Source organism: Methylophaga sp. OBS4 (assembly GCF_026319305.1).
Taxonomy (GTDB): domain Bacteria; phylum Pseudomonadota; class Gammaproteobacteria; order Nitrosococcales; family Methylophagaceae; genus Methylophaga.
This window is the reverse complement of record NZ_JAPDMV010000022.1, coordinates 18,776-44,940: the sequence shown is the minus strand read 5'-3', so window position 1 is coordinate 44,940 and position 26,165 is coordinate 18,776. Positions and strand designations below refer to the sequence as shown.

The window sequence follows — 26,165 nt, the reverse complement described above, 5'->3', positions numbered from 1 at the left end:
ATGACAATCAAAGAGAGTTGGCTGCTGCCTGAAGGTATCGATGAACTGATGCCTGAGGAAGCATCACAGCTGGAAAATCTGCATCGCTCTCTGGTCGACAGAATGCGTAGCTGGGGTTACCAGCTGGTTGTGCCGCCATTGGTGGAATATCTCGATTCACTGTTGACCGGCACCGCAAAAACGCTGGATTTACAAACATTCAAGCTTATTGACCAGATGTCAGGGCGTATGCTCGGTATTCGCGCTGATATGACTCCACAGGTGGCACGTATTGCCGCCCACAAACTGCGTCATCAGCAACAGATTCTGCGTCTTTGTTATATCGGCAGTGTGCTACACACTTTGCCCGAAGGTCAGGGTGCTTCACGTAACCCGATTCAACTGGGTGCCGAAATTTATGGGCATGCCGGTCCGGAAAGCGATGTCGAAAGCATAGAGCTGATGGTGGATTTGCTTAACGTGACCGGCGCAGTCTCCGATATTGCGCTTGATATCGGCCATGTGGGTATTTATCGCGGTTTAGCCGCCTATGCGGGACTTAGCGATGAGCAGGAGCAGGAATTGTTTTCTGCTTTGCAGCGTAAGGCAGCCGCAGAAATCGAGTCGCTGCTGAGCAGTTATCAGCTTGGCACTGAAGCAGAAAACATGTTGCTGGCGCTGGCTGAACTGAATGGTGATGTGTCGATATTAGCGCAGGCACAGAGCCAACTTGCCCAGGCGCCGGATTCAGTACAACAGGCTTTGGCCACATTGAATCAAATTGCCGCCATGCTGTCACAACGTCTGCCGGAGATAGCGATTAACTTTGATCTGGCAGAACTACGCGGTTATCACTATCACACCGGCGTGGTGTTTGCGGCTTATCAACCGGGATCCGCGCAGGCAGTGGCTGCCGGTGGCCGTTATGATGATATCGGTGAAGACTTTGGTTATGCGCAGCCAGCAACCGGCTTCAGTATGGATCTGAAAAAGCTGGCCACGCAACTGCCAGCCAATCAGACTGAAAGCGATATTATTGGGGCGGTATGGCAGGATGATGCCGATCTGCAACAACTAGTCGAATCTCTGCGTAGCGAAGGCAAAGTCGTTGTTTACCAGCTGCCGGGTTCAGAAATTTCAACAACATTTACACTGACAAAACAAAATGGTCACTGGCAAGTGACGGAAACAGGAACACAAACACGTGGCTAAAAATATCGTTGTAATTGGCTCCCAGTGGGGCGATGAGGGTAAAGGTAAACTGGTCGATCTGCTGACCGATAATGTCTCTGCTGTAGTGCGGTTTCAGGGCGGCCATAATGCCGGCCATACGCTGGTTATTGATGGTAAAAAAACCGTCCTGCATCTGATTCCATCAGGTATTTTGCGTGAGAATGTTCAGTGCCTGATAGGTAATGGCGTTGTATTGTGTCCGGAAGCCTTACTGGAAGAAATGACCGAACTGGAAGCCAATGGTATTCCTGTGCGTGAGCGTCTTAAAATCAGTGCGGCCTGTCCGTTAATCCTGCCTTATCATATTGCTCTGGATCAGGCCCGTGAGTTACGCCGTGGTAAGTCGGCGATTGGTACTACCGGTCGCGGTATCGGCCCGGCTTATGAAGATAAAGTGGCTCGTCGCGGCTTGCGCGTCGGTGACTTGTTCGATGAAAAAAGCTTCGCCCGGAAACTGGAAGAGGTCATGGAGTTCCATAATTTCTCGCTGGTTAACTATTATCAGGTCGATCCTGTCAGCTTTGAACAAGTGCTTGAACAAACGCTGGCAATGCGCGATGTGTTGCTGCCGCTGATTGCTGATATTCCCGCAATGTTGCAAACCTATCATAACGCCGGTGATAGAGTCATGTTTGAAGGTGCACAAGGTGCTTTGCTGGACATCGACCATGGCACTTACCCCTATGTCACCTCATCGAATACAACAGCCGGCGGCAGTGCTACCGGTGCCGGTGTGGGGCCATGCCATATTGATTATGTACTGGGTATTACCAAAGCTTATACGACCCGTGTCGGTGGTGGCCCGTTTCCGTCAGAACTGTTTGATGGAGTCGGTAAGCATCTGGCTGAGAAAGGCATGGAAAAAGGCGCAACCACAGGTCGTGACCGCCGTTGCGGCTGGTTGGATATGGTGGCATTGAATCGTGCCAGCTGGATCAATAGTATTACCGGTTTATGTCTGACCAAGCTGGATGTGCTGGATGGTCTGGAAACCATTCGCCTTTGTGTCGCTTACGAACGTGATGGCAAACCGGTGGAGATTCTGCCATTGAGTGCCGATGAGTTCGAAGGCTGCAAGCCTGTCTATATTGATATGCCGGGCTGGCAGGAATCCACTTTGGGCATCACCGACTATGATGCTTTGCCCGTCAATGCCAGAACCTATATCGAGAAAGTGGAAAGTCTGGCCGGGGTGCCTGTCGATATTATTTCAACTGGCCCGGACCGTTGTGAAACGATTGTGCGTCGAGACCTGTTCAGCGTTTAAAGCTAATAGAAAATGCCCTCAGCCAGAGGGCATTTTTTTAGGTATATTTTATGTATTCAATGCAACAACAAAAAAACTAACGGTCCGTCTCACCCTTTGACTGTTCGTCAGATACGCTGAGGTTGAGCTGTCTACTTTCCACCGATTTTCAGCGTTGGCCCAGGTTACTTATGATTGGGAGATACAGCCGCCATTAGTGCGGAATAGTCGGTGTTGTCCAATCCCATATCCAGCGTTTTTTGTAACAGACTTTCGATGCCCTGCAAAGCACGGGTATCAAGTCCGAGGTTTTCGGCAACAGAAAGAAACAGACGGGTATCTTTGGCCAGATGCTTGGTAGGAAAATTGGGGTTATCAAAGTCCCGCTCAAGCATACGCGTCAGTTTCTTATCGAATGTGGGGGCATATAAAGCACTGCCGCGAACGATTTGCATAAACTGTTCGGTTTCGATGCCTTCTTTTTCCACCAGAGCCAGACTCAGAGCAAAACTGGCTGTCAGTCCCGCAATCAGCTGATTCATCGCCAGTTTAACCGTCGCAGCCTGACCGATATCCCCGATATGCTGAGGATCAGGGCCGATAAGCCTGAGCAATGGTAAGGCGGTCAGGTAATCATCTTCTTTGCCGCCTGCCATCAGGATTAACTTACCGCTACGGGCTTCTGGCAGACTGCCCAGCACTGGACATTCCAGATAACGGCCATTCATGGCTCTGACTTGGTTTGCCAGGGCTCTGGATTCATCCGGCGCGATGGTGCCCATCTGGATAATCAGTGAACGGTTGAAAGCGGCCGGTGCAATCGAATCAAATACCATATGAATTGCTTCGGAATCACTGAGAAACAAAATGCAGATGTTGCTTTCTTCCATAACCTGTTGCGCAGAAGAGGCCACTTCGGCCCCGTTTTCTGTCAGTTCTGCAATTTTTTCCGGACTGCGGTTATAGACAACAAGCGGCTGATTTTCAGCCAGTAAATGTTGTGCCAGCGCTTGTCCCATCAGGCCTGTGCCAATTAATCCGGTTTTCATGGCTAAAGAATGAATTCCTCAGTAAATAAAACTGCCACTATGCCATAGATGCCCGTGACGTTGTGAGATAGAATAATGTCCCATTTTACAGTAGAGACAGGGGAATACTGTGTATAAGAAAAACATGACCATCGCTGGCTTTGACGATGAAGTGTTCAATGCAATTTCGGCGGAAGATCAGCGTCAGGAAGATCATATCGAACTGATTGCATCTGAAAACTACACCAGTCCACGTGTAATGGCAGCACAGGGCTCATCTTTGACCAATAAATATGCCGAGGGTTATCCCGGCAAGCGTTATTATGGTGGTTGTGAACACGTCGATACTGTCGAAAATATCGCGATTACCCGAGCTAAAGAACTGTTCGGTGCTGATTATGCCAATGTTCAGCCGCATTCCGGTTCGCAGGCCAACGCAGCAGTATATCTGGCATTGCTGCAACCGGGGGATACAATTTTGGGTATGAGCCTGGCGCACGGTGGTCACCTGACCCACGGCGCTAAAGTCAGTGCATCCGGTAAGATTTATAACTCAGTGTCCTATGGCATCAATACTGAAACCGGTGAAATTGATTACGACGAAGTGGAAAGACTGGCAAAAGAGCACCAGCCAAAAATGGTTGTGGCCGGGTTTTCGGCTTATTCACGCGTGATTGACTGGCAACGCTTCCGCAACATTGCCGACTCAGTCGGTGCCTATTTGCTGGTTGATATGGCGCATGTTGCCGGTTTGGTAGCGGCGGGTCTGTATCCCAATCCGGTGAAAATTGCTGATGTTACGACCACCACCACACACAAAACCTTGCGTGGTCCGCGTGGTGGTTTGATCCTGGCTAAAGCCAATGAGGAAATCGAGAAAAAACTTAACTCTGCCGTCTTCCCCGGCTTCCAGGGCGGTCCCTTGATGCATGTGATTGCGGCCAAGGCGGTGGCTTTCAAGGAAGCCATGTTGCCTGAGTTCAAGACCTATCAGGAGCAGGTCATTAAGAATGCCCGTGTGATGGCGGACGTGTTTATGACTCGTGGCTATGATGTCGTTTCCAACGGTACCGATGACCACCTGTTCCTGGTCAGCTTTATTGAAGCGGGCCTGACCGGTAAGGAAGTTGATGCCTGGTTGGGCGCGGCACATATCACCGTTAATAAAAATGCCGTACCAAATGACCCGCAATCTCCGTTTGTGACTTCAGGGATTCGTGTTGGTACTCCTGCGGTAACAACACGGGGTTTCAAAGAAGCGGAATGCCGCGATCTGGCGAACTGGATGTGTGATGTGATAGATGCCGGAGGCGGCGATAAAGTCATTAACGAAGTGAAAAGCAAAGTGGTCGCGGTGTGTGACCGTTTGCCGGTTTACTCGTAACCCATGGATTAAAAATGCGTTGTCCATTTTGTGGTGCTGACGATTCAAAAGTAATTGACTCACGTTTGTCGGCGGAAGGCGATGCTATCCGCCGGCGGCGTATGTGTGTGGAATGCAATGAGCGCTTCACCACTTATGAGACTGCGGAATTAAGTCTGCCGAGACTGATCAAACGCGACAGGTCACGCGCCTTGTTCGATGAGAACAAACTGCGGGCCGGTATTATGCGTGCACTGGAAAAACGCCCGGTCAGCATTGATGATGTCGATACTGCGGTGAAAGGTATTATTCGTCGTCTGTGGGCCACCGGAGAGCGCGAAGTCGACAGCCGTCTGGTCGGTGACTGGGTGATGGATGCGTTGCGGGAATTGGACGAAGTGGCCTATGTACGCTTTGCCTCGGTTTATCGCAGCTTTCAGGACGTCAATGCTTTCCGCGAAGAAATTGAACGTATGGAAAACCAGTCCGATCCTGAAACCAAGGACAAATAATGGGTTGCACAGCCGGCATCAATTATCTGATTGATATCCAGCCGTGCCTTCAGTTGCCGGTGGCTGAACACCAGATTAGACATTTATCCCGCTGAGCAAGAGATTGTTATGCCAACACATGAACATTTTATGGCGCGAGCATTACAACTGGCTGAGCGTGGCCTGTATACCGCTGACCCCAACCCCCGTGTCGGTTGTGTGCTGGTCAAGAACGGTGAAATTATCGGTGAGGGCTGGCATCAGCGTGCCGGAGAAGGTCATGCCGAAGTCAACGCATTGCATGATGCCGGTGTCCAGGCACAAGAAGCGGATTGCTATGTCACCCTTGAACCCTGCAGTCATTTTGGACGCACCCCTCCTTGTGTTGATGCGCTGATTAAAGCACAAGTCAAACGTGTGTTTGTAGCGATGACCGATCCCAACCCGGTTGTTTCCGGCACCGGTATTGAACGGTTGCGGAACGCCGGTATTGAAGTGAATGTCGGCATCATGGCCGCTCAGGCAGAGAAACTGAATCCTGGATTTTGCCAGCGCATGCAGGTCGGCAGACCGTTTGTACGCAGTAAACTGGCGATGAGTCTGGATGGCCGCACTGCGATGGCTTCCGGTGAGAGCAAGTGGATTACCGGTCCGCAGGCGCGTGCCGATGTGCAAAAATTACGCGCGCGCAGCTCGGCAATTATGACCGGCATTGGCACTGTGCTGGCAGACAATCCCTTGCTCAATGTCAGACCTGAACAGGGTGAAATGGAATGGTATCCCCGCGGGCAGAAAGTCAGACAGCCTTTGCGTGTAATAGTCGACAGCCAGATGCGTATGCCAGCAGATGCCCGTATTCTTCAGGAAGAGAAAGTCTTGCTGGTGACTGCAGTTGACAGACATGCGCCACACGGAGCTGAGAGCATCGTGTTACCGACGCATGGTGATATTATTGATTTGACTGCATTGATGTCAGTACTGGCACAGCGAGAGATCAACGAATTGATGGTTGAAGCGGGTGCAGTACTCAACGGTGCTTTATTAAAGGCCAGGTTGATAGATGAACTGGTTATCTATATGGCACCCAAAATTATGGGTGATATGGCGCGCGGCGTGTTTCATCTGCCCGGAATGGATGCCATGTCACAAAATATCTCGCTACACGTCACTGACATGAGAGCGATTGGCCGTGATTGGCGTATTACGGCGGTTCCTGAATACAACGAGGATTTTTGAGTCATGTTTACCGGCATTATTGCTGCGATCGGCAGTGTGGAATCTGTACAAGCCAGTGGCGGTGATTTGCGTTTGCAAATCGCTACCCACAAACTGGATTTATCCGATGTGGGACTGGGTGACAGTATTGCTGTCAATGGTGTTTGCCTGACCGTGGTGGCTATGAATAATGCACAAGTCAGTTTTGATGTGTCGCGCGAGAGTCTGGATCGCACCAGCCTCGGACAAGCCAGGCCCGGTTCAAAAGTCAATCTGGAAAAAGCGCTGGCTGTAGGCGACAGACTGGGTGGTCATATCGTCAGCGGTCATGTCGATGGCCTGGGTAAGATCATCCTGATGGAACCGTCGGCACGCTCAGTTACATTCCGTATTGAAGTGCCGGCCGCGCTGGAACGTTATATTGCAGAAAAAGGTTCCATTTGTATTGATGGTGTCAGTCTGACCGTGAACAAGGTCGGGGAACGCTGGTTTGAAGTCAATATCATTCCGCATACCATGCAGGAAACCATCATCAGTGAATACCTGGCAGGTACCATCGTCAATCTGGAAGTGGATCTGATTGCCCGCTATCTGGAACGATTGTTACCGGGGCAAGATACCGGTATCTCACGCGATACATTGGCAAAACACGGATATATTTAGGCCCTGACATGAAGTTAAATACCACCGCTGAAATTGTTGACGATCTCAGACAAGGCAAGATGGTCATCATCATGGATGACGAAGATCGGGAAAATGAAGGCGATCTGGTGATGGCAGCTGAGAAAGTCACACCGGAAGCCATTAACTTTATGGCACGATTCGGCCGTGGCCTCATTTGCCTGACTTTGACCGAAGATCGTTGCCGTGAATTGCGTCTGCCGTTGATGGTGTCGGACAATCAAACCCCGTATTCGACCAACTTTACCGTTTCGATTGAAGCGGCTGAGGGGGTAACAACCGGTATCTCGGCGGCTGACAGGGCCTTCACTATAAAAGTGGCGGTGGATCCTGAATCGAAACCGGCGAATCTGGTGCAGCCCGGACATGTTTTCCCGTTGAAAGCACAGCCCGGCGGAGTATTGACCCGTGCCGGCCATACCGAAGCCGGTTGTGATCTGGCGCAAATGGCGGGCCTGTCGCCAGCCGCAGTTATTGTTGAAATTCTGAATGATGACGGCAGTATGGCTCGCCGCCCCGATCTGGAGAAATTTGCGCAGGCACATAATTTGAAAATCGGCACGATTGCCAATCTGATCAGTTATCGTCTGGAAAACGAAATGACGGTGAAACTGCTGTCACAGTGCCAGTTCCCGACAGATTATGGTGACTTTGAGTTGTTCAGCTTCCAGGATACTGTCAACGGTCAGGTGCATCTTGCATTGGTTTTTGGTGAAATCGATCCGGAACAGGAAACCCTGGTAAGGGTGCATATGGAGGACCCTCTGGGGGATCTGCTCGGTTCGATGCGTGATCCCAGTCACTGGCCGATTCCGGAGGTCATGAAAAAAATTCAGCAGGCCGGTAAAGGGATTCTGGTAGTGTTACGTCAGCCGGAACAAAATAAACAACTGGCAGCCAAAATCGCCCGTTATCAGCAGGAAGATCAGAACGAAACGCCTTTATATACTAAAGGTGGCTGGGATGTAAGGACATTTGGTGTCGGTGCTCAGATTCTAGCTGATCTGGGCGTGAAAAAAATGCGGGTGATTGGTACGCCGACCAGATTAACCGGTGTGTCTGGGTTTGGTCTGGAGCTGATTGGCTACCTTGAGGCCGATGAACTTTGAGAGAAGCCCGCAAGATCGTGGTCGTTGCCGGTGAGGCTTCGGGAGACGCCCATGCCGGCAGAATGATTGCAGCGCTGAAAGCAATCAGACCTGAGATTGAGGTTTCAGGGATTGGCGGCGACAACCTGCGCAAGGCAGGAGCCGATATTTTTACGGACTTTTCCGAACTTGCCGTGATGGGCCTGGTGGAAGTACTGAAAAGCTACCGCCGCATCAAAACTATCTTTAATCAACTGGTAAGCCGACTCGAATCAGAACAACCTGATTTGCTGGTGCTGGTGGATTATCCCGGCTTTAATCTGAAGCTGGCGAAAAAAGCCCATAAACTGGGGATCCCCGTTTTTTATTACATCAGTCCCAAAGTGTGGGCCTGGCGTCCGGGCAGGGTAAAAACCATTAAACGCTATGTCGATCATATGGCGGTATTGTTCCCGTTTGAACAAAGCCTTTATCAGCAGGCGGGTGTCCCGGTCAGCTGTGTGGGGCATCCTCTGGTTGATGCGGTGTCATCCACCCTCAATGTAGAACAGGCTAAAACCAAGCTGGGTTTTGATCCGGAGCGCCGGGTGTTGGGGCTTTTTCCAGGCAGCCGCCGCAGTGAAGTAGAAGCCTTATTGCCGGTAATGTTGCAGGCAGCAGAAAAAATTCATCATCGTCATTTTGATTTGGAAGTGTTGCTGCCACTGGCGCCGGGATTGGACTTGGAGTTTATCCAGCCGATACTTAGCCGCAGCAGTTTACCGATTAAAGTGGTGTCGGCTGATTTTTATGATGTGATTCGCAGCTGTGATGCGATTGTCGCTGCTTCCGGCACGGTGACTTTGGAAATTGCTTTGATAGGGGTGCCGCACCTGATTGTCTATCGGGTGGCACCGATGAGCTACCGTATTCTGAAGCGTCTGGTCAAAATCCCTTATGTCGGCCTGTGTAATATTGTGACGGAAAAAGCACTGATCACCGAGTTAATACAGGATGAGGTGACGGCCGACAATCTGGACAAAAACCTGGCGCAATTGCTGACTGATCCGCAGACTAAAGCCAGAGCAGAATATATCCGGCAGGAAGTATTACATGCTTTGGGTCCCGCCGGTGGTGCCGAGAATGCAGCCCGGGCAGTTATTGCCATGCTGGATAAAACGAAATGACAGGAGCGGTTTTTATTGCCGGTGTGGATGAAGTGGGCAGAGGGCCGCTGGCGGGGCCAGTGGTCACGGCGGCAGTGATTCTTGATCCGGACAATCCGATTGCTGGGCTGGCAGATTCAAAGAAACTCACTGAGAAACACCGGGAAAAACTGGAACCGCTGATCAAACAACATGCTCTGGCCTGGGCTGTGGGCCGGGCTGAGGCGGATGAAATCGATCAAATTAATATACTGCAAGCGACCTTGCTGGCAATGAAAAGAGCGGTAGAAAGTTTGTCGCTGATACCGCATCACGTTTTAGTGGATGGTATTCATGCTCCGCAGCTGGCCTGTCCGGTGACTACGGTTATCAAGGGTGATCAGTCAGAACCGGCTATTGCCGCTGCCTCCATTCTGGCTAAAGTCGCCAGGGACCGTGAGATGGTGGTGATGGACGCTTTATATCCCGGTTACGGTTTTGCCAAACATAAAGGTTATCCGACCAAACAACATCAACAGGCTTTGATTGAATTGGGTCCTACGGAGATACACCGGCGCTCGTTCAGACCAGTACAACAGGCGTTGATATCGTGCATTTCAAGTATCACGGGGTAACCTGCATCCCCATGGTTTTATTCAAGCAACAAACATCAGAAGCGGTTAAAGCCATGGTATTATTCACAGCTTATGCTGTTACTAAATAAAATCTTCAACAAACTGATTAAAGGCAAAAATGGCAATATTCATCGTGAGGCGGGCGTGCCTTTAATTGTGCCACGTGCTGAGCACGATATTTCGCGTAAACAAATCAGTCAACATGCACTTAAAGTGCTTTACACGTTGAAAGATGCTGGTTTTGAGGCTTATCTGGTAGGCGGCTGTGTGCGTGATTTGTTACTCGGACACGAGCCGAAAGATTTTGATGTAGCCACCAACGCCTTACCTGAGCAGATACATCGTCTGTTCCGACGCAGCCGTCTGATCGGCCGCAGATTCAAACTGGTGCATGTGCATTTTGGCCGGGAAGTCATCGAAGTCGCTACTTTTCGCGCCCCGCCTCAGGGAGGCACGCATGTTGATGATCAGGGCCGTATCATGCAGGACAATGTATATGGCAATCTGGAACAGGATGCGTGGCGTCGTGACTTTACGGTGAACGCGCTGTATTACAGCATCAAAGACTTTTCTATCATTGACTATACAGGTGGTATTGACGACCTGAATGCGGGTGTGATTCGGCTGATTGGCGATGTCGAAACCCGTTACCGTGAAGACCCGGTCAGAATGCTGCGGGCGATGCGTTTTGTCGCCAAACTGGGTCTGAAGCTGGATAAAAAAACCGAAGCTGGTATTTTCAAATGGAGTAATCTGCTGGCGGATATCCCACCGGCACGTTTGTTTGACGAGACGCTTAAACTTTATTTGAGCGGCAATGCGGCGGTGACCCATGAGCTGCTGTGTCATTACGGCCTGTTTGATCAGATGTATCCGCAAACGGCGGCTTTATTACACCAGGAAGAAGAGGGGTATCCCCGGACTTTGCTGATGAAGGCATTGGAAAATACCGACCGGCGTATAGACGATGACAAACCGGTGACGCCGGCATTTTTATTCGCGGCATTGCTGTGGGAACCGGTCAGACAACGAACTCAATTGCTGACCGAACAGGGCCTGCCGGAAATTCCTGCGATACAACGCGCTGCTTCCGAAGTCATTGGTGACCAGATTCAGCGGGTGGCTATTCCCAAGCGTTACAGCCTGGTGACCCGGGATATCTGGACTATGCAGCCCAGACTGATCAAGCGTCAGGGCAAAAGAGCATTTCGTTCTTTATTACATCCCAAATTCCGTGCCGCCTATGATTTTCTGGCACTGCGCAGTGATGCCGGTGAACCGTTGGCGGAACTGGTTGAATGGTGGACCTCTTTTCAGGAAGAGTCCGCGGCCAACCAGCAGAAAATGGTTGATGCGCTGGGCAGTGACGGAGGTGGTAAAAAACCTCGCCGCCGGCGCCGCAGACGACCCGCTGCCAAAAAGCAACAGAGTGAACAGTAATGCAGGTTTATATCGGACTGGGCAGTAATCTGGAACAGCCACGGACTCAGATAAAAACAGCCATAAAAGATCTACAATCAATTGCGCAAACACAGGTGGTAGCAAGCTCTTCGCTTTATAAAAGTCCACCGATGGGGCCGCAGGACCAGCCCGATTATATTAATGCTGTTGTGGAAATGGACACTTTGCTCTCTGCGCACGCCTTGCTTGACGCCTTACAGCAGATTGAACAAAAACATGGCCGCCTGCGCAAACGTCATTGGGGCGAGCGTACACTCGACCTGGATATTTTGCTTTACGGCGATCAAATTCTCCATGATGAACGCCTGAAAATACCGCATCCGGGCTTGCCGGAGCGGGCTTTTGTGGTTTATCCGCTAGCAGAAATCGCCCCTGATTTGACGGTTCCCGGTATGGGCAGCCTTGCTGAAATCTTGGCACAATGTCCGCAGGACGGTTTACAGAAAGTGGAAAAAATCAGCTTATGAATCAGACTTTGGCACATCGCTATATTGTGGTCGAAGGGCCTATCGGTGTGGGAAAAACCCATCTGGTCAAACGTATTGCCGACAGTTTCTCCGGTAGTCTTTTGCTGGAACAGCCCGAGCAGAATCCGTTTTTGGAGAAGTTCTACCTGTATCCCAAGCAATCTGCCTTGCCGACCCAGCTGAGCTTTTTAATGCAAAGGGTCAAGCTGAGCAAGACATTAAATCAGGATGATTTGTTCAATGATCTCCATATCGCTGATTTCATGGTGGAAAAGGACAAGCTGTTTGCCCAGATATCGTTGGATGATGATGAACTGGCGCTGTATAACATGGTTTACGATAACCTGACTGTGCATCATCGTACGCCGGATCTGGTTATTTATCTGCAGGCCTCCCTGCCGGTGCTGAAAGCGAGAATTGCGCAACGAGGCATCAGTTATGAGCAACATGTCGAAGAGGCTTACCTTAAACGTCTGGCAGATACTTATGCCGATTTCTTCCATTATTACGATGCTTCACCTTTGCTGATCGTTAATGCGGAACAAATTGATCTGGTCAACAGTGAACCCGATTACCAGCAACTACTGGAACAAATCTGTAGCATCCAGAGTGGTCGCCATTATTACAATCCCTTACCGGTAAAAGAGAAGAAATAATCATGAGCCGTCTGAGTCTGACGAGTTTGCGCAAGATGAAAGCCGCGCAGGAGAAGATTGCTGTGCTGACAGCCTATGATGCCAGTTTCAGCCATGCTCTGGAGCAGGCCGGGGTTGACGTTATCCTGGTCGGCGATTCACTGGGTATGGTGGTGCAGGGGCAGGAAAGTACTTTGCCTGTGACGGTTGATGACATGATCTACCATACCGCCAATGTAGTGCGGGGTAGCGATAGTGCTTTTGTGATTGCTGATATGCCATTTATGAGTTATGCCAATGCCGAACAGGCTATCCATAATGCTGCGCGCTTGATGGCGGAAGGTGGTGCGCAAATGGTCAAGCTTGAAGGCGGTGCGGTGATCACCGATACCGTTCAGCAACTGACAAGCCGGGGTATTCCTGTTTGCGCCCACTTGGGTTTATTGCCGCAATCGGTACATCGTCTGGGCGGTTATATTGTTCAGGGCAGAGAAGCCGCGGCTGCAGAAGAATTGATAGTTGATGCACTTGCCTTGCAACAAGCCGGGGCGGATATGCTGGTGCTGGAATGCGTCCCCGCGGCGTTGGCTGCCAGAATCACTACTAAGCTCAGTATCCCGGTTATTGGCATTGGTGCCGGCAAGGAGTGTGACGGTCAGGTCTTGGTCTTATACGATATGCTGGGACTGACACCGGGCAAAAGACCGCGTTTCAGTCATGATTTTCTGGCAGATACCGGCGCTATTCAGGCCGCGATTGCCAAATATGTACAGGACGTAAAATCCGGTGTGTTTCCAAGGCAGGAACAGCAATACTGATGCAAATTGTCGACAATATCGTCGCCTTGCGCACGCGGGTTAAAACCTGGCGTCAGCAAGGTGAAGTTATCGCCTTGGTCCCTACCATGGGCAATTTGCATGAGGGGCATCTGTCACTGGTGCGCAAGGCCAAGGCGCTGGCGGACAAGATTGTTGTCAGTCTCTTTGTTAACCCCCTGCAGTTCAATGATATAAATGATCTCAATGCCTATCCGCGTACGCTAAGTGAAGATATCAATCTGCTGACTGAGCTGGATTGTGATCTGGTGTTTACACCGGCAGAAGACGTGATGTATCCGCAGGGCATGCAGGCGCATACCCGGATTCATGTGCCGGGTATGGAAGACAAACTCTGTGGTCTGGGACGCCCGGGGCACTTTGATGGCGTCGCCACGGTGGTGGCCAAGCTATTAAACATGGTGCAGGCGGACATCGCTGTTTTTGGCGAGAAAGATTATCAGCAATTATTGCTGATCAAAAAACTGGTCCATGATTTGAACCTGCCGGTGGATATTATTGGCGCACCGACTTGCCGTGAAGACACGGGGCTGGCAATGAGCTCCCGTAATAATCTGTTGACACCGCAACAATTGGTGCAGGCGCCGCTGCTGTATCAAACGCTGACAGAAATCAAAACAGCGTTGGAAGCTGGTGAGCAGGATTTAGCATCTTTGCAGTCTCAAGCGCAGCAACGGCTGAGCGAGGCTGGATTTGAGCCGGAATATATCGACATCCGCCGTGCTGAAGATCTGCAAACAGTTACGCCAGGTCAGGATAAGAACTTACGTATTCTGGCTGCGGTAAAGCTGGGTAAAATCCGGCTGATTGATAATGTCGCTTGTAACCTTGCCTGATTTTTCCTAAAAAGGGATAATATTGTGCTACTCACAATATTATGTCGGCTATGCAACTGACCCTACTAAAAGCAAAATTACATCGCGCCTGTGTCACCCATTCCGAACTGGAATACGAAGGCTCATGTGCGATTGATGGCAAATTGCTGGAAGCTGCCGGTATTCATGAATACGAGCAAATCCAGATCTATAACGTCGCCAATGGTGAACGTTTCACTACGTATGCTATCCGTGCCGAAGATGGATCGAATATCATTTCGGTAAACGGTGCTGCCGCTCACAAAGCTTCACCGGGTGATCGCATTATTATCTGTGCTTATGTCAGCATGGATGAAAAAGAAGTCGAAAATTTCAAACCGACGCTGGTGTATCTGGATGAAAACAACGATATCACCCATATGCGTCACTCCATTCCGGTTCAGGCTGCCTGATTGATTCCTCGCTGAGATAATTCATGGAAAGAATGTTCGAAAAAATGCTGTGGAATAGCCGCTTTGTCGTGCTCATCGCAGTCATTGCCAGCCTGATGACTGCATTGGCGATGTTCTACATGGCTACAGTCGATGTTTATTATCTGGTTACGCATCTTGGGCATTATCTATCCCCGGATCTGATTGGTGAAGCCAGACAGATTTTCCGCGCCGAAACCATCACCCATGTGGTCGAGGTAATCGATGGTTATTTGCTGGCGACCGTGTTGTTCATTTTTTCGCTGGGCCTTTATGAGCTATTTATCAGCAAAATTGAAGAGGCTGAAAATAGTGACAATCTCAATGTGCTTGCCATTCACAGCCTGGATGATCTGAAAGCACGCTTGGGTCGTGTGGTGTTGATGATCCTGATTGTTAACTTCTTCGAACACGCGATCAGTATGGATTTTCATGGTGCGCTGGATTTACTGGCACTTGCCGGTGGCATCGGCCTGATTGCATTGGCCCTGTACTTTTCCCACCCTGACGATCATTAGGAGCCTGTCTGCAGGAGGGCCGTCCTAAGCCCGATAGGTTGCTAACTGTCATATAACCGTCATCAAACCGTTATAAAGCTGTAACAGCATCTCTCTAAGCTTGCCGGATAAAGGCAAACCAGAGAGAGATAATGCTTAATATCGAACAAGCCGTTCAGCAAAAATTCCCCAATTTTCAAAAAACCAGCCCCTGGATTAAAAAACCGACTTTGGGCTTTTTGCGCAGAATCAGTCACGAGCAGGAAGTTAACCGGTTTCTGGAACTGCATCAGGATTTGCACGGTTTTGATTTTATCGAGCAGGTGCTGGATTATTTTGATTTCAGTTACAGCATCAATCACCGTGATCGCAATAATATTCCTGCCACCGGCCGTGTTGTCATTGTCGCCAATCATCCCTTGGGTGCGCTTGATGGCATGTCATTATTGAAACTAGTCGGTGAAGTACGGCGTGACGTTAAAATTGTCGCCAACGATATGTTGATGAATTTTGCCGCAGTCGAGTCTTTGTTTCTGCCGGTTGATAATTTATCCAAATCCACACGCAAAAGCAGTATTGCCCGTATTATCGACAGCCTTAACAACGAGGAAGCCGTGATCGTGTTCCCGGCAGGGGAGGTGTCACGTATACGGCCCAACGGCGTACGTGATGGTAAATGGAATAGCGGCTTTCTGAACTTTGCCAGGAAAACCAATGCGCCGATTCTGCCTGTATATATCGATGCCCGTAATTCCTCGCTGTTCTACAGTGCGTCCATGGTGTACAAACCATTGTCGGGCATGATGCTGGCGCATGAAATGTTTAACAAAAATTCCAAGAGCATTTTTATGCGGGTAGGCGAGACGATCCCCTACCAGCAAATAGAACAACTGCCGCTGGTTAAAGCTGAAAAAGCCAAGTTGTTACGGCGTCATTTGTACCGTATGGCAAAAGGCAAAAAGCCTTTGTTTGTGACCGAACAGACCATTGCCCATCCGCAGGAACGTCGTAATATAAAAAAAGAACTGCAACAGGCCGCGTTGCTCGGTGAAACCGCAGATAATAAAAAGATTTATCTGTTTGATTACAAATCTGATTCGGCCGTGATGCATGAAATTGGCAGATTGCGCGAACTTACCTTCCGCCAGGTGGGCGAGGGAACGGGCAAGAGACGGGATTTGGATCGTTACGATCGGGATTATCGCCATCTGATTCTGTGGGATGAACAGGAACTGGAAATCGCCGGCGCCTATCGTATCGGCGAGGTCAAACGTATTCGACAGCAGGATGGCAGCCGCGGTATTTACAGTCAGGAACTGTTTGATTACGACCTGGCAAAAATACAGCCTTATTTTGAACAGGGTATTGAGTTGGGGCGCAGTTTTGTCAGCCCGAAATACTGGGGGAGGCGCAGTTTGGATTATCTCTGGTACGGCATTGGTGCTTATCTGCAGCGCTATCCGCAAATCCGTTACCTGTTCGGCCCGGTTAGTTTGAGCAACAGCTATCCGGATTTTGCCCAGGCATTGATTGTGCGCTTTTATCAGCATTATTTTGCGGATGCCGACAAACTGGCAACGGCCAGAGTCCCTTATATGATGGATGAAGCCTTAGCCGAGCAGGTGCAGCAAACCTTCGCCGGTCATGATGCTGACCAGGATTTTACCGCTCTGCGGGAGAAGCTCACCCATATGAACGTAACTGTACCGGCCTTGTACAAGCAATACGCAGATCTGTGTGAGCAAGGTGGAGTGCGTTTTATCGACTTTAATATTGACGCCGATTTTGGCCATTGTATTGATGGTCTGGTGATGGTGGATCTAAACAAACTCAAGGCAAGCAAGCGCAAGCGTTATCTCGGCTTATAGCAGCAACTCGGACCACGAACAGGCAACAAGTCAGCCGTGGCAACGTTTGAGCTTTTTGCCGCTGCCACAGAAACATGTCTCGTTCCTACCCAGTTTTATCGGAGGCAAAATCTCGCCGTCGAGGTAATACCAGCGATTTTCTTCTTTGATAAAACGTGAGTTTTCGTGCAGTTGTCCTACCGGGTTGTCCTGATAAAACGCGATAAACTCAACCTCGGCGTGATGGTCATCCATCTGTTTGTGATTAATGACTTTTAATCCCAGCCAGGTGGTTGATGTAATTGTTTCCTGCAAGGCTTGCGCATCATCGGATCGACGTTTATCGGGATGCAAGGTAACTAGCAGATAGGATAGTAAACCTTTATTAAAAGCACTATAGCGTGAGCGCATTAAAAGTTCGGCCGTTTCAGGCTGACGTTCGCCAGTATGAAATGGCTGGCAGCAGTCTGGGTAGGTTTTGCCGCTCAGACAAGGACAAGGGGATTCAATTTTCATAATGCGCTGATGTTAATGCCATCAAGTTTGGATATTGCAACTGATATTGCAGTTGCTGTTTGATTTTCTGGTTACTGACTATTTTGAATGCGGGGGATTCTGTTGCCGCAAACAGGGGCGGAGGCATGCCCAGTAATTGTCTGGCATGGCTGTAAAATTCTTTTTTGCTGGGGTGGCTGTCGGCACAGCCATTGAAAGTGGTGTTCCAGGCAGCCTGATGGATAATGGCGTCGATAATGCCGATACAGTCAGCTATGTGGATCAGATTGACCGGCGCCGAGGCCTGTTGAACCTGTTTGCCGTGAGCAAAGAAACGACCGGGGTGCCGGCCGGCACCGATCAAACCGCTGAAACGGAGAATAGTAGTTTCAAACTTTGCTTGATTCCGAAACAGGTTTTCGATTTGAAACAAAAGGTTGTCGCTATTTTCAGCGCCTTCATCTTCAGTAACGTCGCGGTTAAGGTTCTGGTACACCGAGCTGGAGCTGATAAACAGCACTTGCCGAATCGGACTGGCCTTGATGTTCTCGCTGAGCCGGTGGAAACCATCCATGTTTTTTGAAGTGATATTGATAATTAATATGTCGGCGTTGAAAAAATCATCAATTTCGGTCAGGGGCTGATCAATATCAACAAGATAGGCACTGAGTCCGTTGGCGTTGAAATCCTGTTGTTTCTGCTGCGAGCGGGTAGAGAGCTTGATCTGATAACCGCTGGCTGCGAAATGTTTGGCCAGCGGCCGGCCTAGCCAACCGCTCCCCAGAATACTGATGGTCTTGATAAGACACCCCGCTAAATTTTGTCTGTGATCATTCTATCGTAATCAGACTTTCAATTCGTAATTGAGTCAAACGGGCATTTATACTGTCTCTGAAGTAAGACTCTTTTAGGAATGAAAATAATGAGTGCCCCGGATTTATCCAATATTTTTTCAGCAAAAATCATCACCATTCTGTTCTGGCTGATGGTAATGGGATCGCTGACCTTATTTTTTAATGGTTATATTCAGCAGCGGGATAATCCGAATCAGTCATTGGCTGTGACTGATCTTGCTGGGGAAGAAGTCGTACTGCAGCGAAACCGTGCCGGTCACTATATTGCTCCGGGTCAAATCAACGGACATCCGGTGACATTTTTGCTGGATACCGGAGCTACAGATGTCAGTGTGCCGGGGCCGGTGGCGCAGGCAGCAGAACTTAAGGAAGGGCGCCGCAGCATGGTGTCAACGGCAAATGGTGTGGTGGCTGTCTATCAGACTGAACTGGATACAGTACAGCTGGGCGGCATAACGCTTAATAATATTCGCGCTAATATCAATCCGCATATGCACGATGATGTGGTGTTATTAGGCATGAGTTTTATGAAACATCTGGATATTATCCAGCGTGAAGGCACACTGACGTTAAAGATCCCTGATTAATTTGACGAAGGCCATATGCTCTTGCGCTTTTGCGTATCAAGATACAGCTTTTCCACTTTCTCGCGGGCCCAAGGTGTTTTACGCAGGAATTTCAGACTGGATTTGATTGATGGGTCGTGATTAAAACAGCGGATATCTATCAATTTTCCCAGCATCTCCCAGCCGTAATGATCAACTAAAGAAACAACGATGTTTTCCAGCGTGATGCTGTGTAATGGATTATTGGGCTGTTGTCCGGACATGGTTTTGAACGTCCTGATAAAAAGGTTGATGGTGCGGGAATAATGAGGGTGTGAAAGGTCAACAGCCCCTAGGATAAATTGATTTTAATGACCTTCATATACTTGAATTCCATTCTGGCAATGGTTTCGACTTCGGGATAATAGATGATATCGACGCAAGCACCTTTGAGGGATTTGTATTTTTTGCGGCGTTTATATTTGAAAGGCACATCCAAGCCGTCAATCAGTACCGTATTCAACACCCAGTCACCGTCTTGGCGTTGTACGTGCGAAGCCACTTTTTGCATGGTGGAATGTGTTAACTGATCGTGTTCGGCCAGAAGCTTTTTGGTTGTTTTAACTTTCACGTTGATAGCGTCGGTGCAATATGCTTACGCGCTCCACATAGACTTTGGTTTCAGAGTAGGGGGGGATGCCCTGGTATTTTTTCACTGCATTGGGTCCGGCATTATAGGCCGCGGTGGCCAGTTCTATATCGCCATTGAATAAGTCTAACAGATTGGCCAGATATTTCACCCCGCCTTCTATGTTCTGTCTGGCATCGAATGCATTAGCCACGCCCAAATCTTTTGCCGTAGCCGGCATCAATTGCATCAGCCCCTGGGCGCCTTTTTTTGATAAAGCCTTGGCGTTGAAAGCCGATTCTGCATGAATCACAGCCCGCACCAGAGCCGGCTCCACTTTATATTTATCAGCAATATGTTTGACGTCTGTTGCATAAGCGGTGGTGTTGAGGCTGATGGTGTGCCAGTTGATAGTGGAGTTTGGGTTGCAGGCAAAGCAGTCGAATTTAAGTACTTCAAAGCTGCCATGTTGTGGTCTTTGATCTGAAAATACAAAACCCTGGCCGGTTTGCGATTTGTAGATAACCGTTTGTTGTCCGCCGCCACCGGCGTTACTGAACTCTACGGAACCATCCGCCTTCTCGATACGCTGAATACCACCGGCCTGCAAGTGGGCCGCAGCTAACAGTAAAACAGCAGTGAGCGGCAGAGGAAGTAGCGCTGGATTCATTCTATCCTAACCAATAACGTCCACTGGAACCGATGATGCTGACCAGCAGGCCCAGTATCAGGTTGAGCAATACCAGTTTGCGAATTTGAGTCAATGCATTACGGCCACTGATCCAATCATGCTCGGCCACACTCCATTTCAGTTTTTTAAACGAATTGAAAAAGACATGCATGAAAATCAGCATCATAAATACACCGACCAGCAGCATGATATGTACATGCACGCCCACGCCATCAACGCCGCCCATGCCGCCTAGCAATACAATCATCCAGATGCCGGTCACCAGCAAGGTAATAATGGCAGCCCACACCCAGACAAAGAACAGTTTGAACACTTCACACCACAATGGCAGACGTTGTTCGGGAGGCAGCATGTCAGCGGCAACCGGACGCAGTACCATATAGGCGAAAAACATACCGCCGACCCAGATGACTGCGGCCAGGATGTGAAGCGGGATAGCAATACTCATGACCGTCTCCTTGGATAGAACAGGCTGTTATGAATTGATTGTAAGCTCTGCGAGCTTGGTACGCCATTCTTTCGGGCCGGTTTCATGAACGGACTGCCCGCGGCTGTCGACAGCAACGGTGACCGGCATGTTCTCAATATAGAATTCCCGAATAGCTTCCATCCCCAGTTCTTCGAAAGCAATCATCCGTGATGACTTGATCGCTTTGGAAACCAGATAAGCCGCGCCACCGACGGCAATCAGATAAACAGATTGATGTTTTTTGATACTGGCAACCGTGTCTTTGCCGCGTTCGGCTTTGCCAATCATACCCAGCAGCCCGGTTTGTGACAGCATCATTTCGGTGAACTTGTCCATCCGTGTCGCGGTGGTCGGGCCGGCAGGGCCGACGACTTCCCCTTTGATGGGATCGACCGGACCCACATAATAAATAAAGCGATTATGGAAATCGAGCCCTGCCGGCAAGGCTTCACCTTTAGCCAGTAAGTCAGCGATTTTTTTATGGGCAGCATCACGGCCTGTCAGCATATGGCCGCTTAACAGAATCGTTTCACCCGGCTGCCATTGTTCAATATCAGCCTGGGTGACGGTGTCCAGATTCACATGACGGGTGTTCTCCGCTGCCTGCCAGGTGATATCCGGCCAGTCTGCCAAAGAAGGGGGCTCAAATTGTGCCGGGCCACTGCCATCAAGCGTAAAGTGCACATGGCGGGTTGCCGCACAGTTAGGAATCATCGCTACCGGTAATGAAGCTGCATGGGTCGGGTAGTCGTTCACCTTGACGTCGAGCACGGTGGTCATACCGCCCAGTCCTTGTGCACCGATACCCAGCTGATTGACCTTTTCATAAAGCTCTATCCGCAATTTTTCGGCGGCAGTAGTCGGGCCGCGTTCAATCAAGTCCTGAATATCAATCGGGTGCATCAGCGATTCTTTTGCCATCAACATGGCTTTTTCAGCGGTACCGCCGACACCGATACCCAGCATGCCCGGCGGGCACCAGCCAGCCCCCATTTTCGGCACCGTCTCCAGTACCCAGTCAACCAGGTTGTCACTGGGGTTGAGAATGGTGAATTTGGCCTTGTTTTCGCTGCCGCCGCCTTTGGCTGCAATGTGTATTTCAACCGTATCACCGGGTACCAGTTCGGTGTGAATCACCGCCGGCGTATTATCGCCGGTGTTGGTACGGCTGCCCAGTGGATCGGATACCACTGAAGCCCGCAATACATTGTCCGGGTGCAGATAAGCCCGGCGCACGCCTTCGTTGACCATTTCGTCGAGGCTCATTGAGGTCTGCCACTGTACGTTCATACCGGCTTTGACAAAAACATTGACGATACCGGTGTCCTGACAAATAGGACGTTTGTTTTCTGCGCACATACGGGAGTTGACCAGAATCTGGGCAATGGCATCCTTGGCCGCCGGTGATTGTTCCCGTTCATAAGCCCGGCTCATTGCCTGAATAAAATCCTTGGGGTGATAGCAGGCGATAAACTGCAAAGCGTCTGCGATGCTGTCAATAAAGTCGTTTTCAGTAATGGTAATCATATGGCCTGTTTTTTATCGCACTCGGATAGTTTAGGGGCTTCACTCTCAGCTTTTGCCAATTTGGCGGTGATGGCGGTAATAACGTTATCAATAGGGAGTTCTTCGCCTTCACCGGTTTTGCGTGATTTATATTCAATCATACCGCTATCCAGGCCACGCTCGCCGAGAATCAAGCGGTGCGGAATACCAATCAGTTCCATATCGGCAAAGGCAACACCCGGCCGCAGGCCGCGATCGTCCAGCAAAACATCAACACCGGCAGCGCGTAACTGCTGGTATATTTCTTCGGCTTTTTCCCGAACGCGCGCGGATTTATGGGCATTTACCGGTATCAGGACCACTTGGTAAGGTGCAATCGCCTCTGGCCAGATAATGCCGCGATCATCATTGTTCTGTTCAATGGCGGCGGCGACAACGCGTGACACGCCGATACCATAACAACCCATGGTGATGACCTGGGATTTACCGGATTCGGTCAATACCACCGCGTTAAGCTTGCTGCTGTAATTGTCGCCCAGCTGGAAGATATGGCCGACCTCAATACCACGGGCGATGTCCAAACTGCCCTGACCATCAGGGCTGGGATCACCGGCCACCACATTACGCAGATCTGCTGTTTGCGGTTCAGGCAAGTCCCGACCCCAATTAACCCCGGTCAGATGTTTGTCGTCCTCGTTGGCACCACAGATAAAATCAGCGGTATGGGCAGCGGCATGATCCACCAATAGCGGAATAGTCAGGCCCACCGGGCCGATTGAGCCGATATTGGCACCACAGAATTCATGCACCTGTTCTGGCGTGGCAAAGGTGAGCGGCGAGGCGACAAGCGGATGTTTCTCGGCTTTAATGGCATTTAACTCATGATCGCCACGAATAACCAGGGCCACCACCGTGCCTTCTTCTGTACCTTCAACCAGCAGGGTTTTCAAGCATTGTGCCGCCGGTTTTTTCAGAAAGGCGCTGACTTCTTCAATGGTGTGTTGTTTGGGCGTGTCGACAGCGGTCATGGTTTCTGTGGCTGCGGCACGCTTGCCTGCCGGCGCCACCGCTTCAGCCAGTTCCACGTTGGCGGCGTAATCACTTTTATCACTGAAGGCAATGGCGTCTTCGCCGGAACTGGCCAGCACATGGAACTCATGCGAGGCATTGCCGCCGATGCTGCCGGTGTCAGCCAGTACCGGACGGAAATCCAAACCAATCCGGGAAAAGATGCGGCTATAAGCGGCAAACATGTCATCGTAGGTTTGCTGCAAGGATGCCTGATCCAGATGGAACGAATAGGCATCTTTCATCAGAAACTCGCGGGCACGCATCAAACCAAAGCGAGGACGTATTTCATCACGGAACTTGGTTTGAATCTGGTAAAAATTGACTGGTAATTGCTTGTAACTGCGGATTTCCTGGCGCACCAGATCGGTAATGACTTCTTCATGCGTGGGGCCATAGCAGAATTCACGTTGATGACGATCGGTCAGGCGCAGCAGCTCGGGGCCGTATTTTTCCCAGCGCTGACTTTCCTGCCACAATTCTGCCGGTTGCACAGAGGGCATTAAGACTTCCTGCGCGCCGGCAGCATCCATTTCTTCACGGATAATCGCTTCCGTTTTTCTGAGAATTTTGAGACCCATCGGCAACCAGGTATACAGCCCGGAAGCCAGACGGCGAATCAGACCGGCACGAAGCATCAGCTGATGGCTGACGATTTCGGCATCAGCGGGTGTTTCTTTCAGAGTGGAAATGAGCAGGTTAGAGGCGCGCATGTTTTGTTGTTGTTCCTGTAATAATAGGCACTGCTGAATATGTTCAGCAGTGCCCGCAAAAGATGATGGTTTGGCTTTATGTTAAAAAGTGCTGTGATTCCAGCCCCAGTTCTGACGTTCGGAGTCAGTCATGCTGATATAGACACGGCCGCCGTCTATGCCCAGCTGTTCGTTGATAAGTGTACACAAGGCGTCAGAAAAAGCCTGTCGGTCTCCCGGCAGTCCCAATGCCCGATAATCCAGAATTGCGGTTGGGGCATCAGTGCCGCCAAACAGCATATTGGCTTTTTGTTCGACAGCAACCATCACATAGCTTTCAGGTTTGCCAGATGCTTTGGATACAGCCTGACTGGCAGCTTTCAGTAAGGCGGCCTGGTCCCGGACTTCCTGATTGGTCACAATATTGAGATAGGGCATAACGTTCTCCTTATTGGCAATAACGGTCTATTTGTTGCTGAAATTCCTGCATTTTCTGCTGGCGTTCTTCTTCCACCATGCGGGTGACATTACCGTCAGCATCGACTATCCGACGTCCGGGGTTGTTTTGGTAGGTTTGCAGGTTTTCTCTGGCGATGCGGCAATTTTCATCAATAATCGCTTGTTGCTGGGCTTCTTTTTCGGCTTTTTGCTGTTCGAGCTGACGCTGGCGCTCCTCTTCCTGTTGTTTTTCGATCAAGGCATCCACTTCCTCTTGCGCGCTCTCTGGGTCAATGGGTGGCGGTGGCGGAACATCGATTTGTTCTGCTGCCCGGCCGGCAGGAGGTTGCTCGGAATAATGGGTTTGGCCGTTCTCATCCACCCATTTGAATATTTCGGCACTGGCGCAGAAAGAGAACACTAATGCCAGCAAAGCAAAGCAAAATTGTTTGAAATCAGGTATAACCATAGCTCGCACCGTTTAAATAATAGGGTCTGTTAACACTAATTGAATGTTCGCTGTTGTGACTAAAATTTTGCCAATTAAGGCATGAGGAGTGCGGTTTAGTTATTCTAAATAAGCGACGAATAACGAAAAGTGGCGGAATTTTAGCCACAACCCGTAGGGCTGGGGCCATTTTTGCCCCCAGCGGCGTTGTCAGTCGTTCGTGTAGAATCACTAGACTTCACTCCTTCCGCCTTGCCGGGAACAAAAACGACCTCCAGCAGCGGATATTCAATTAGTGTTAACAGACCCTAAATTCTACGCCAAAGCGCCCAATCATAAAATGTCTGATCACGCTGAACGTTTTGAGAAACATATTTCTGTACCCGGTAACGGGATTCTTGCTGTTGATTTACTGGCTGATGCAAGCGGCCTGTCCAAGCAGCAGATCAAAAGCATCATGCTCAAAGGCGCTGTCTGGATCAGCAAAGGCAAAAAAACGCAGCGACTGCGCCGGGCCAAACGCAGCCTGCATCAATCTGAAACGCTACATCTTTATTATGACCAGGCTGTATTGGCGCGTGAGCCGGTGCCGCCGCAGCTGATAGCGGATCTGGGCCGGTACAGTATCTGGAATAAACCGTATGGTTTATTGTCGCAAGGCTCCAAATGGGGCGATCATTGCACCGTGACACGCTGGGCGGAGCAGCATTTGCAGCCGCAACGTAATGCTTTTGTGGTGCATCGGCTGGATCGGGCGGCCAACGGTTTGATTATCGTGGCACATGAAAAGCAGGCTGCAGCGGCTTTATCTGCGTTGTTTCAGAGCCGGGAGATTGATAAACGCTATCGGATATGGGTAGAAGGCGCGTTTCCGGCAACGGCCACCGAGCAGCAGCCGCTGCGCGTTGACGAAGCGCTCGATGGACGCAGCGCCGTCAGCTATTTCACCAGATTACGTTTTGATGCCGAGCGCAACCGCTCATTGCTGGATGTCAGAATCGAAACCGGCCGAAAACATCAGATTCGACGTCACGCCGCTTATCTGGGCTATCCCGTTGTCGGTGACAGGCTTTATGGACAGCCTTTGCAGCAGGACAACCTGCAACTTACTGCTTATTATTTGTCATTTACCTGTCCGTTCACCGGCGAAACCAAAACATTTAACCTGTTAATTGACAATCCCGGCCCGGCGGGAGTAGTTTCAATGCTAGAAGATTAAT

Annotated in this window: 30 protein-coding genes; 19 read left to right on the top strand and 11 right to left on the bottom strand. The window is 50.1% G+C overall.

What is annotated here, in order from left to right; genetic code table 11:
• Together OMP95_RS08405 and OMP95_RS08400 are read left to right on the top strand one after the other, a co-directional pair.
• Nucleotides 1–1,191, top strand: a complete 1,191-nt coding sequence (locus tag OMP95_RS08405) for an ATP phosphoribosyltransferase regulatory subunit (protein ID WP_266327819.1) — start codon at nucleotides 1–3, stop codon at nucleotides 1,189–1,191.
• On the top strand, nucleotides 1,184–2,479 hold the full coding sequence (locus OMP95_RS08400) for an adenylosuccinate synthase (RefSeq protein WP_266327818.1): 1,296 nt from the start codon (nucleotides 1,184–1,186) through the stop codon (nucleotides 2,477–2,479). Before OMP95_RS08405 ends, OMP95_RS08400 begins: the two co-directional genes overlap by 8 nt.
• Nucleotides 2,480–2,643: 164 nt before the next feature.
• Here OMP95_RS08400 and OMP95_RS08395 read toward each other — a convergent pair whose 3' ends face one another.
• Nucleotides 2,644–3,507, bottom strand: a complete 864-nt coding sequence (locus OMP95_RS08395; RefSeq protein WP_266327817.1) for an NAD(P)-dependent oxidoreductase — start codon at nucleotides 3,505–3,507, stop codon at nucleotides 2,644–2,646.
• 109 nt (nucleotides 3,508–3,616) lie between these two features.
• Between OMP95_RS08395 and glyA the strand changes: the two genes are divergently transcribed.
• From glyA to OMP95_RS08320, 15 genes are all read left to right on the top strand, one after another.
• Nucleotides 3,617–4,870: a serine hydroxymethyltransferase gene (gene glyA, locus OMP95_RS08390; protein ID WP_266327816.1), complete on the top strand. Its 1,254-nt coding sequence runs from the start codon at nucleotides 3,617–3,619 to the stop codon at nucleotides 4,868–4,870.
• A 14-nt stretch (nucleotides 4,871–4,884) separates the two neighbouring features.
• Nucleotides 4,885–5,361, top strand: a complete 477-nt coding sequence (gene nrdR / locus OMP95_RS08385; protein ID WP_266327815.1) for a transcriptional regulator NrdR — start codon at nucleotides 4,885–4,887, stop codon at nucleotides 5,359–5,361.
• A gap of 108 nt (nucleotides 5,362–5,469) precedes the next feature.
• Entirely contained in the window at nucleotides 5,470–6,576 is a 1,107-nt protein-coding gene (gene ribD, locus OMP95_RS08380) for a bifunctional diaminohydroxyphosphoribosylaminopyrimidine deaminase/5-amino-6-(5-phosphoribosylamino)uracil reductase RibD (protein WP_266327814.1), read from the top strand.
• Between the two features lie 3 nt (nucleotides 6,577–6,579).
• Nucleotides 6,580–7,218 (top strand): riboflavin synthase, encoded by a 639-nt coding sequence (locus OMP95_RS08375; protein WP_266327813.1) that lies wholly within the window; start codon nucleotides 6,580–6,582, stop codon nucleotides 7,216–7,218.
• An 8-nt stretch (nucleotides 7,219–7,226) separates the two neighbouring features.
• Nucleotides 7,227–8,345 (top strand): bifunctional 3,4-dihydroxy-2-butanone-4-phosphate synthase/GTP cyclohydrolase II, encoded by a 1,119-nt coding sequence (gene ribBA / locus OMP95_RS08370; protein WP_266327812.1) that lies wholly within the window; start codon nucleotides 7,227–7,229, stop codon nucleotides 8,343–8,345.
• Complete coding sequence (lpxB, locus tag OMP95_RS08365; protein WP_266327811.1) at nucleotides 8,342–9,490, top strand: lipid-A-disaccharide synthase; 1,149 nt, start codon at nucleotides 8,342–8,344, stop codon at nucleotides 9,488–9,490. Before ribBA ends, lpxB begins: the two co-directional genes overlap by 4 nt.
• Complete coding sequence (gene rnhB, locus OMP95_RS08360) at nucleotides 9,487–10,083, top strand: ribonuclease HII (RefSeq protein WP_266327810.1); 597 nt, start codon at nucleotides 9,487–9,489, stop codon at nucleotides 10,081–10,083. The genes lpxB and rnhB overlap by 4 nt, the downstream gene beginning before the upstream one ends.
• A gap of 72 nt (nucleotides 10,084–10,155) precedes the next feature.
• Nucleotides 10,156–11,523: a polynucleotide adenylyltransferase PcnB gene (gene pcnB / locus OMP95_RS08355; protein WP_266327809.1), complete on the top strand. Its 1,368-nt coding sequence runs from the start codon at nucleotides 10,156–10,158 to the stop codon at nucleotides 11,521–11,523.
• Nucleotides 11,523–12,011 (top strand): 2-amino-4-hydroxy-6-hydroxymethyldihydropteridine diphosphokinase, encoded by a 489-nt coding sequence (folK, locus tag OMP95_RS08350; RefSeq protein WP_266327808.1) that lies wholly within the window; start codon nucleotides 11,523–11,525, stop codon nucleotides 12,009–12,011. The genes pcnB and folK overlap by 1 nt, the downstream gene beginning before the upstream one ends.
• Nucleotides 12,008–12,667: a deoxynucleoside kinase gene (locus OMP95_RS08345; protein WP_266327807.1), complete on the top strand. Its 660-nt coding sequence runs from the start codon at nucleotides 12,008–12,010 to the stop codon at nucleotides 12,665–12,667. Before folK ends, OMP95_RS08345 begins: the two co-directional genes overlap by 4 nt.
• Nucleotides 12,668–12,669: 2 nt before the next feature.
• Nucleotides 12,670–13,464, top strand: a complete 795-nt coding sequence (gene panB, locus OMP95_RS08340) for a 3-methyl-2-oxobutanoate hydroxymethyltransferase (RefSeq protein WP_266327806.1) — start codon at nucleotides 12,670–12,672, stop codon at nucleotides 13,462–13,464.
• Nucleotides 13,464–14,318: a pantoate--beta-alanine ligase gene (gene panC / locus OMP95_RS08335; protein ID WP_266327805.1), complete on the top strand. Its 855-nt coding sequence runs from the start codon at nucleotides 13,464–13,466 to the stop codon at nucleotides 14,316–14,318. Before panB ends, panC begins: the two co-directional genes overlap by 1 nt.
• Nucleotides 14,319–14,368: 50 nt before the next feature.
• Entirely contained in the window at nucleotides 14,369–14,749 is a 381-nt protein-coding gene (gene panD / locus OMP95_RS08330; protein WP_266327804.1) for an aspartate 1-decarboxylase, read from the top strand.
• A 23-nt stretch (nucleotides 14,750–14,772) separates the two neighbouring features.
• A complete protein-coding gene (locus OMP95_RS08325; RefSeq protein WP_266327803.1) occupies nucleotides 14,773–15,285 on the top strand; it encodes a YqhA family protein in 513 nt (170 codons plus the stop codon).
• 131 nt (nucleotides 15,286–15,416) lie between these two features.
• The gene (locus tag OMP95_RS08320) at nucleotides 15,417–17,132 is read left to right on the top strand and encodes a lysophospholipid acyltransferase family protein (RefSeq protein WP_266327802.1); all 1,716 of its coding nucleotides are present in this window, start codon (nucleotides 15,417–15,419) and stop codon (nucleotides 17,130–17,132) included.
• A 30-nt stretch (nucleotides 17,133–17,162) separates the two neighbouring features.
• Here the strand turns inward: OMP95_RS08320 and OMP95_RS08315 are convergent, their stop codons facing one another.
• Nucleotides 17,163–17,627 carry a YchJ family protein gene (locus OMP95_RS08315; RefSeq protein ID WP_266327801.1) on the bottom strand — a complete coding sequence of 155 codons (465 nt, stop codon included), beginning with the start codon at nucleotides 17,625–17,627 and terminating at the stop codon, nucleotides 17,163–17,165.
• Nucleotides 17,617–18,390 carry an NAD(P)H-binding protein gene (locus OMP95_RS08310; protein WP_266327827.1) on the bottom strand — a complete coding sequence of 258 codons (774 nt, stop codon included), beginning with the start codon at nucleotides 18,388–18,390 and terminating at the stop codon, nucleotides 17,617–17,619. Before OMP95_RS08310 ends, OMP95_RS08315 begins: the two co-directional genes overlap by 11 nt.
• 138 nt (nucleotides 18,391–18,528) lie before the next feature.
• On the opposite strand from OMP95_RS08310, the gene OMP95_RS08305 reads away from it, so the two are divergent.
• The gene (locus OMP95_RS08305) at nucleotides 18,529–19,047 is read left to right on the top strand and encodes a retropepsin-like aspartic protease family protein (protein WP_266327800.1); all 519 of its coding nucleotides are present in this window, start codon (nucleotides 18,529–18,531) and stop codon (nucleotides 19,045–19,047) included.
• Here OMP95_RS08305 and OMP95_RS08300 read toward each other — a convergent pair.
• From OMP95_RS08300 to OMP95_RS08265, 8 genes are all read right to left on the bottom strand, one after another.
• Nucleotides 19,044–19,289 carry a VF530 family protein gene (locus tag OMP95_RS08300; protein WP_266327799.1) on the bottom strand — a complete coding sequence of 82 codons (246 nt, stop codon included), beginning with the start codon at nucleotides 19,287–19,289 and terminating at the stop codon, nucleotides 19,044–19,046. The genes OMP95_RS08305 and OMP95_RS08300 overlap by 4 nt on opposite strands.
• A gap of 68 nt (nucleotides 19,290–19,357) precedes the next feature.
• A complete protein-coding gene (locus OMP95_RS08295) occupies nucleotides 19,358–19,636 on the bottom strand; it encodes a hypothetical protein (RefSeq protein ID WP_266327797.1) in 279 nt (92 codons plus the stop codon).
• Nucleotides 19,626–20,303, bottom strand: coding sequence for a lytic transglycosylase domain-containing protein (locus tag OMP95_RS08290; protein ID WP_266327796.1), 678 nt, complete (start codon nucleotides 20,301–20,303; stop codon nucleotides 19,626–19,628). The genes OMP95_RS08295 and OMP95_RS08290 overlap by 11 nt, the downstream gene beginning before the upstream one ends.
• Before the next feature lies 1 nt (nucleotide 20,304).
• On the bottom strand, nucleotides 20,305–20,772 hold the full coding sequence (locus tag OMP95_RS08285; RefSeq protein WP_266327795.1) for a CopD family protein: 468 nt from the start codon (nucleotides 20,770–20,772) through the stop codon (nucleotides 20,305–20,307).
• Nucleotides 20,773–20,799: 27 nt separating this feature from the next.
• Entirely contained in the window at nucleotides 20,800–22,320 is a 1,521-nt protein-coding gene (locus tag OMP95_RS08280; RefSeq protein WP_266327792.1) for a fumarate hydratase, read from the bottom strand.
• Entirely contained in the window at nucleotides 22,317–24,080 is a 1,764-nt protein-coding gene (locus tag OMP95_RS08275) for a proline--tRNA ligase (RefSeq protein ID WP_266327790.1), read from the bottom strand. The genes OMP95_RS08280 and OMP95_RS08275 overlap by 4 nt, the downstream gene beginning before the upstream one ends.
• 81 nt (nucleotides 24,081–24,161) lie before the next feature.
• Entirely contained in the window at nucleotides 24,162–24,497 is a 336-nt protein-coding gene (locus OMP95_RS08270) for a phenylpyruvate tautomerase MIF-related protein (RefSeq protein ID WP_266327788.1), read from the bottom strand.
• 10 nt (nucleotides 24,498–24,507) lie between these two features.
• Complete coding sequence (locus tag OMP95_RS08265; RefSeq protein ID WP_266327786.1) at nucleotides 24,508–24,966, bottom strand: DUF4124 domain-containing protein; 459 nt, start codon at nucleotides 24,964–24,966, stop codon at nucleotides 24,508–24,510.
• Between the two features lie 274 nt (nucleotides 24,967–25,240).
• Here OMP95_RS08265 and OMP95_RS08260 point away from each other — a divergent pair, with 274 nt between their 5' ends.
• Nucleotides 25,241–26,164 carry an RluA family pseudouridine synthase gene (locus OMP95_RS08260; RefSeq protein ID WP_266327784.1) on the top strand — a complete coding sequence of 308 codons (924 nt, stop codon included), beginning with the start codon at nucleotides 25,241–25,243 and terminating at the stop codon, nucleotides 26,162–26,164.
• Nucleotide 26,165 lies beyond the last annotated feature (1 nt).

Bases quoted from the DNA above. Each gene is read 5' to 3' on its own strand.
- panC (WP_266327805.1), top strand. From the start codon at position 13,464: ATGCAAATTGTCGACAATATCGTCGCCTTGCGCACGCGGGTTAAAACC.
- OMP95_RS08270 (WP_266327788.1), bottom strand. From the start codon at position 24,497: ATGCCCTATCTCAATATTGTGACCAATCAGGAAGTCCGGGACCAGGCC.
- OMP95_RS08375 (WP_266327813.1), top strand. From the start codon at position 6,580: ATGTTTACCGGCATTATTGCTGCGATCGGCAGTGTGGAATCTGTACAA.
- OMP95_RS08305 (WP_266327800.1), top strand. From the start codon at position 18,529: ATGAGTGCCCCGGATTTATCCAATATTTTTTCAGCAAAAATCATCACC.
- folK (WP_266327808.1), top strand. From the start codon at position 11,523: ATGCAGGTTTATATCGGACTGGGCAGTAATCTGGAACAGCCACGGACT.
- OMP95_RS08395 (WP_266327817.1), bottom strand. From the start codon at position 3,507: ATGAAAACCGGATTAATTGGCACAGGCCTGATGGGACAAGCGCTGGCA.
- rnhB (WP_266327810.1), top strand. From the start codon at position 9,487: ATGACAGGAGCGGTTTTTATTGCCGGTGTGGATGAAGTGGGCAGAGGG.
- OMP95_RS08345 (WP_266327807.1), top strand. From the start codon at position 12,008: ATGAATCAGACTTTGGCACATCGCTATATTGTGGTCGAAGGGCCTATC.
- panD (WP_266327804.1), top strand. From the start codon at position 14,369: ATGCAACTGACCCTACTAAAAGCAAAATTACATCGCGCCTGTGTCACC.
- OMP95_RS08265 (WP_266327786.1), bottom strand. From the start codon at position 24,966: ATGGTTATACCTGATTTCAAACAATTTTGCTTTGCTTTGCTGGCATTA.
- ribBA (WP_266327812.1), top strand. From the start codon at position 7,227: ATGAAGTTAAATACCACCGCTGAAATTGTTGACGATCTCAGACAAGGC.
- OMP95_RS08285 (WP_266327795.1), bottom strand. From the start codon at position 20,772: ATGAGTATTGCTATCCCGCTTCACATCCTGGCCGCAGTCATCTGGGTC.
- OMP95_RS08290 (WP_266327796.1), bottom strand. From the start codon at position 20,303: ATGAATCCAGCGCTACTTCCTCTGCCGCTCACTGCTGTTTTACTGTTA.
- OMP95_RS08300 (WP_266327799.1), bottom strand. From the start codon at position 19,289: ATGTCCGGACAACAGCCCAATAATCCATTACACAGCATCACGCTGGAA.
- ribD (WP_266327814.1), top strand. From the start codon at position 5,470: ATGCCAACACATGAACATTTTATGGCGCGAGCATTACAACTGGCTGAG.
- OMP95_RS08325 (WP_266327803.1), top strand. From the start codon at position 14,773: ATGGAAAGAATGTTCGAAAAAATGCTGTGGAATAGCCGCTTTGTCGTG.
- OMP95_RS08280 (WP_266327792.1), bottom strand. From the start codon at position 22,320: ATGATTACCATTACTGAAAACGACTTTATTGACAGCATCGCAGACGCT.
- OMP95_RS08405 (WP_266327819.1), top strand. From the start codon at position 1: ATGACAATCAAAGAGAGTTGGCTGCTGCCTGAAGGTATCGATGAACTG.
- panB (WP_266327806.1), top strand. From the start codon at position 12,670: ATGAGCCGTCTGAGTCTGACGAGTTTGCGCAAGATGAAAGCCGCGCAG.
- nrdR (WP_266327815.1), top strand. From the start codon at position 4,885: ATGCGTTGTCCATTTTGTGGTGCTGACGATTCAAAAGTAATTGACTCA.
- OMP95_RS08320 (WP_266327802.1), top strand. From the start codon at position 15,417: ATGCTTAATATCGAACAAGCCGTTCAGCAAAAATTCCCCAATTTTCAA.
- OMP95_RS08275 (WP_266327790.1), bottom strand. From the start codon at position 24,080: ATGCGCGCCTCTAACCTGCTCATTTCCACTCTGAAAGAAACACCCGCT.
- pcnB (WP_266327809.1), top strand. From the start codon at position 10,156: ATGCTGTTACTAAATAAAATCTTCAACAAACTGATTAAAGGCAAAAAT.
- OMP95_RS08315 (WP_266327801.1), bottom strand. From the start codon at position 17,627: ATGAAAATTGAATCCCCTTGTCCTTGTCTGAGCGGCAAAACCTACCCA.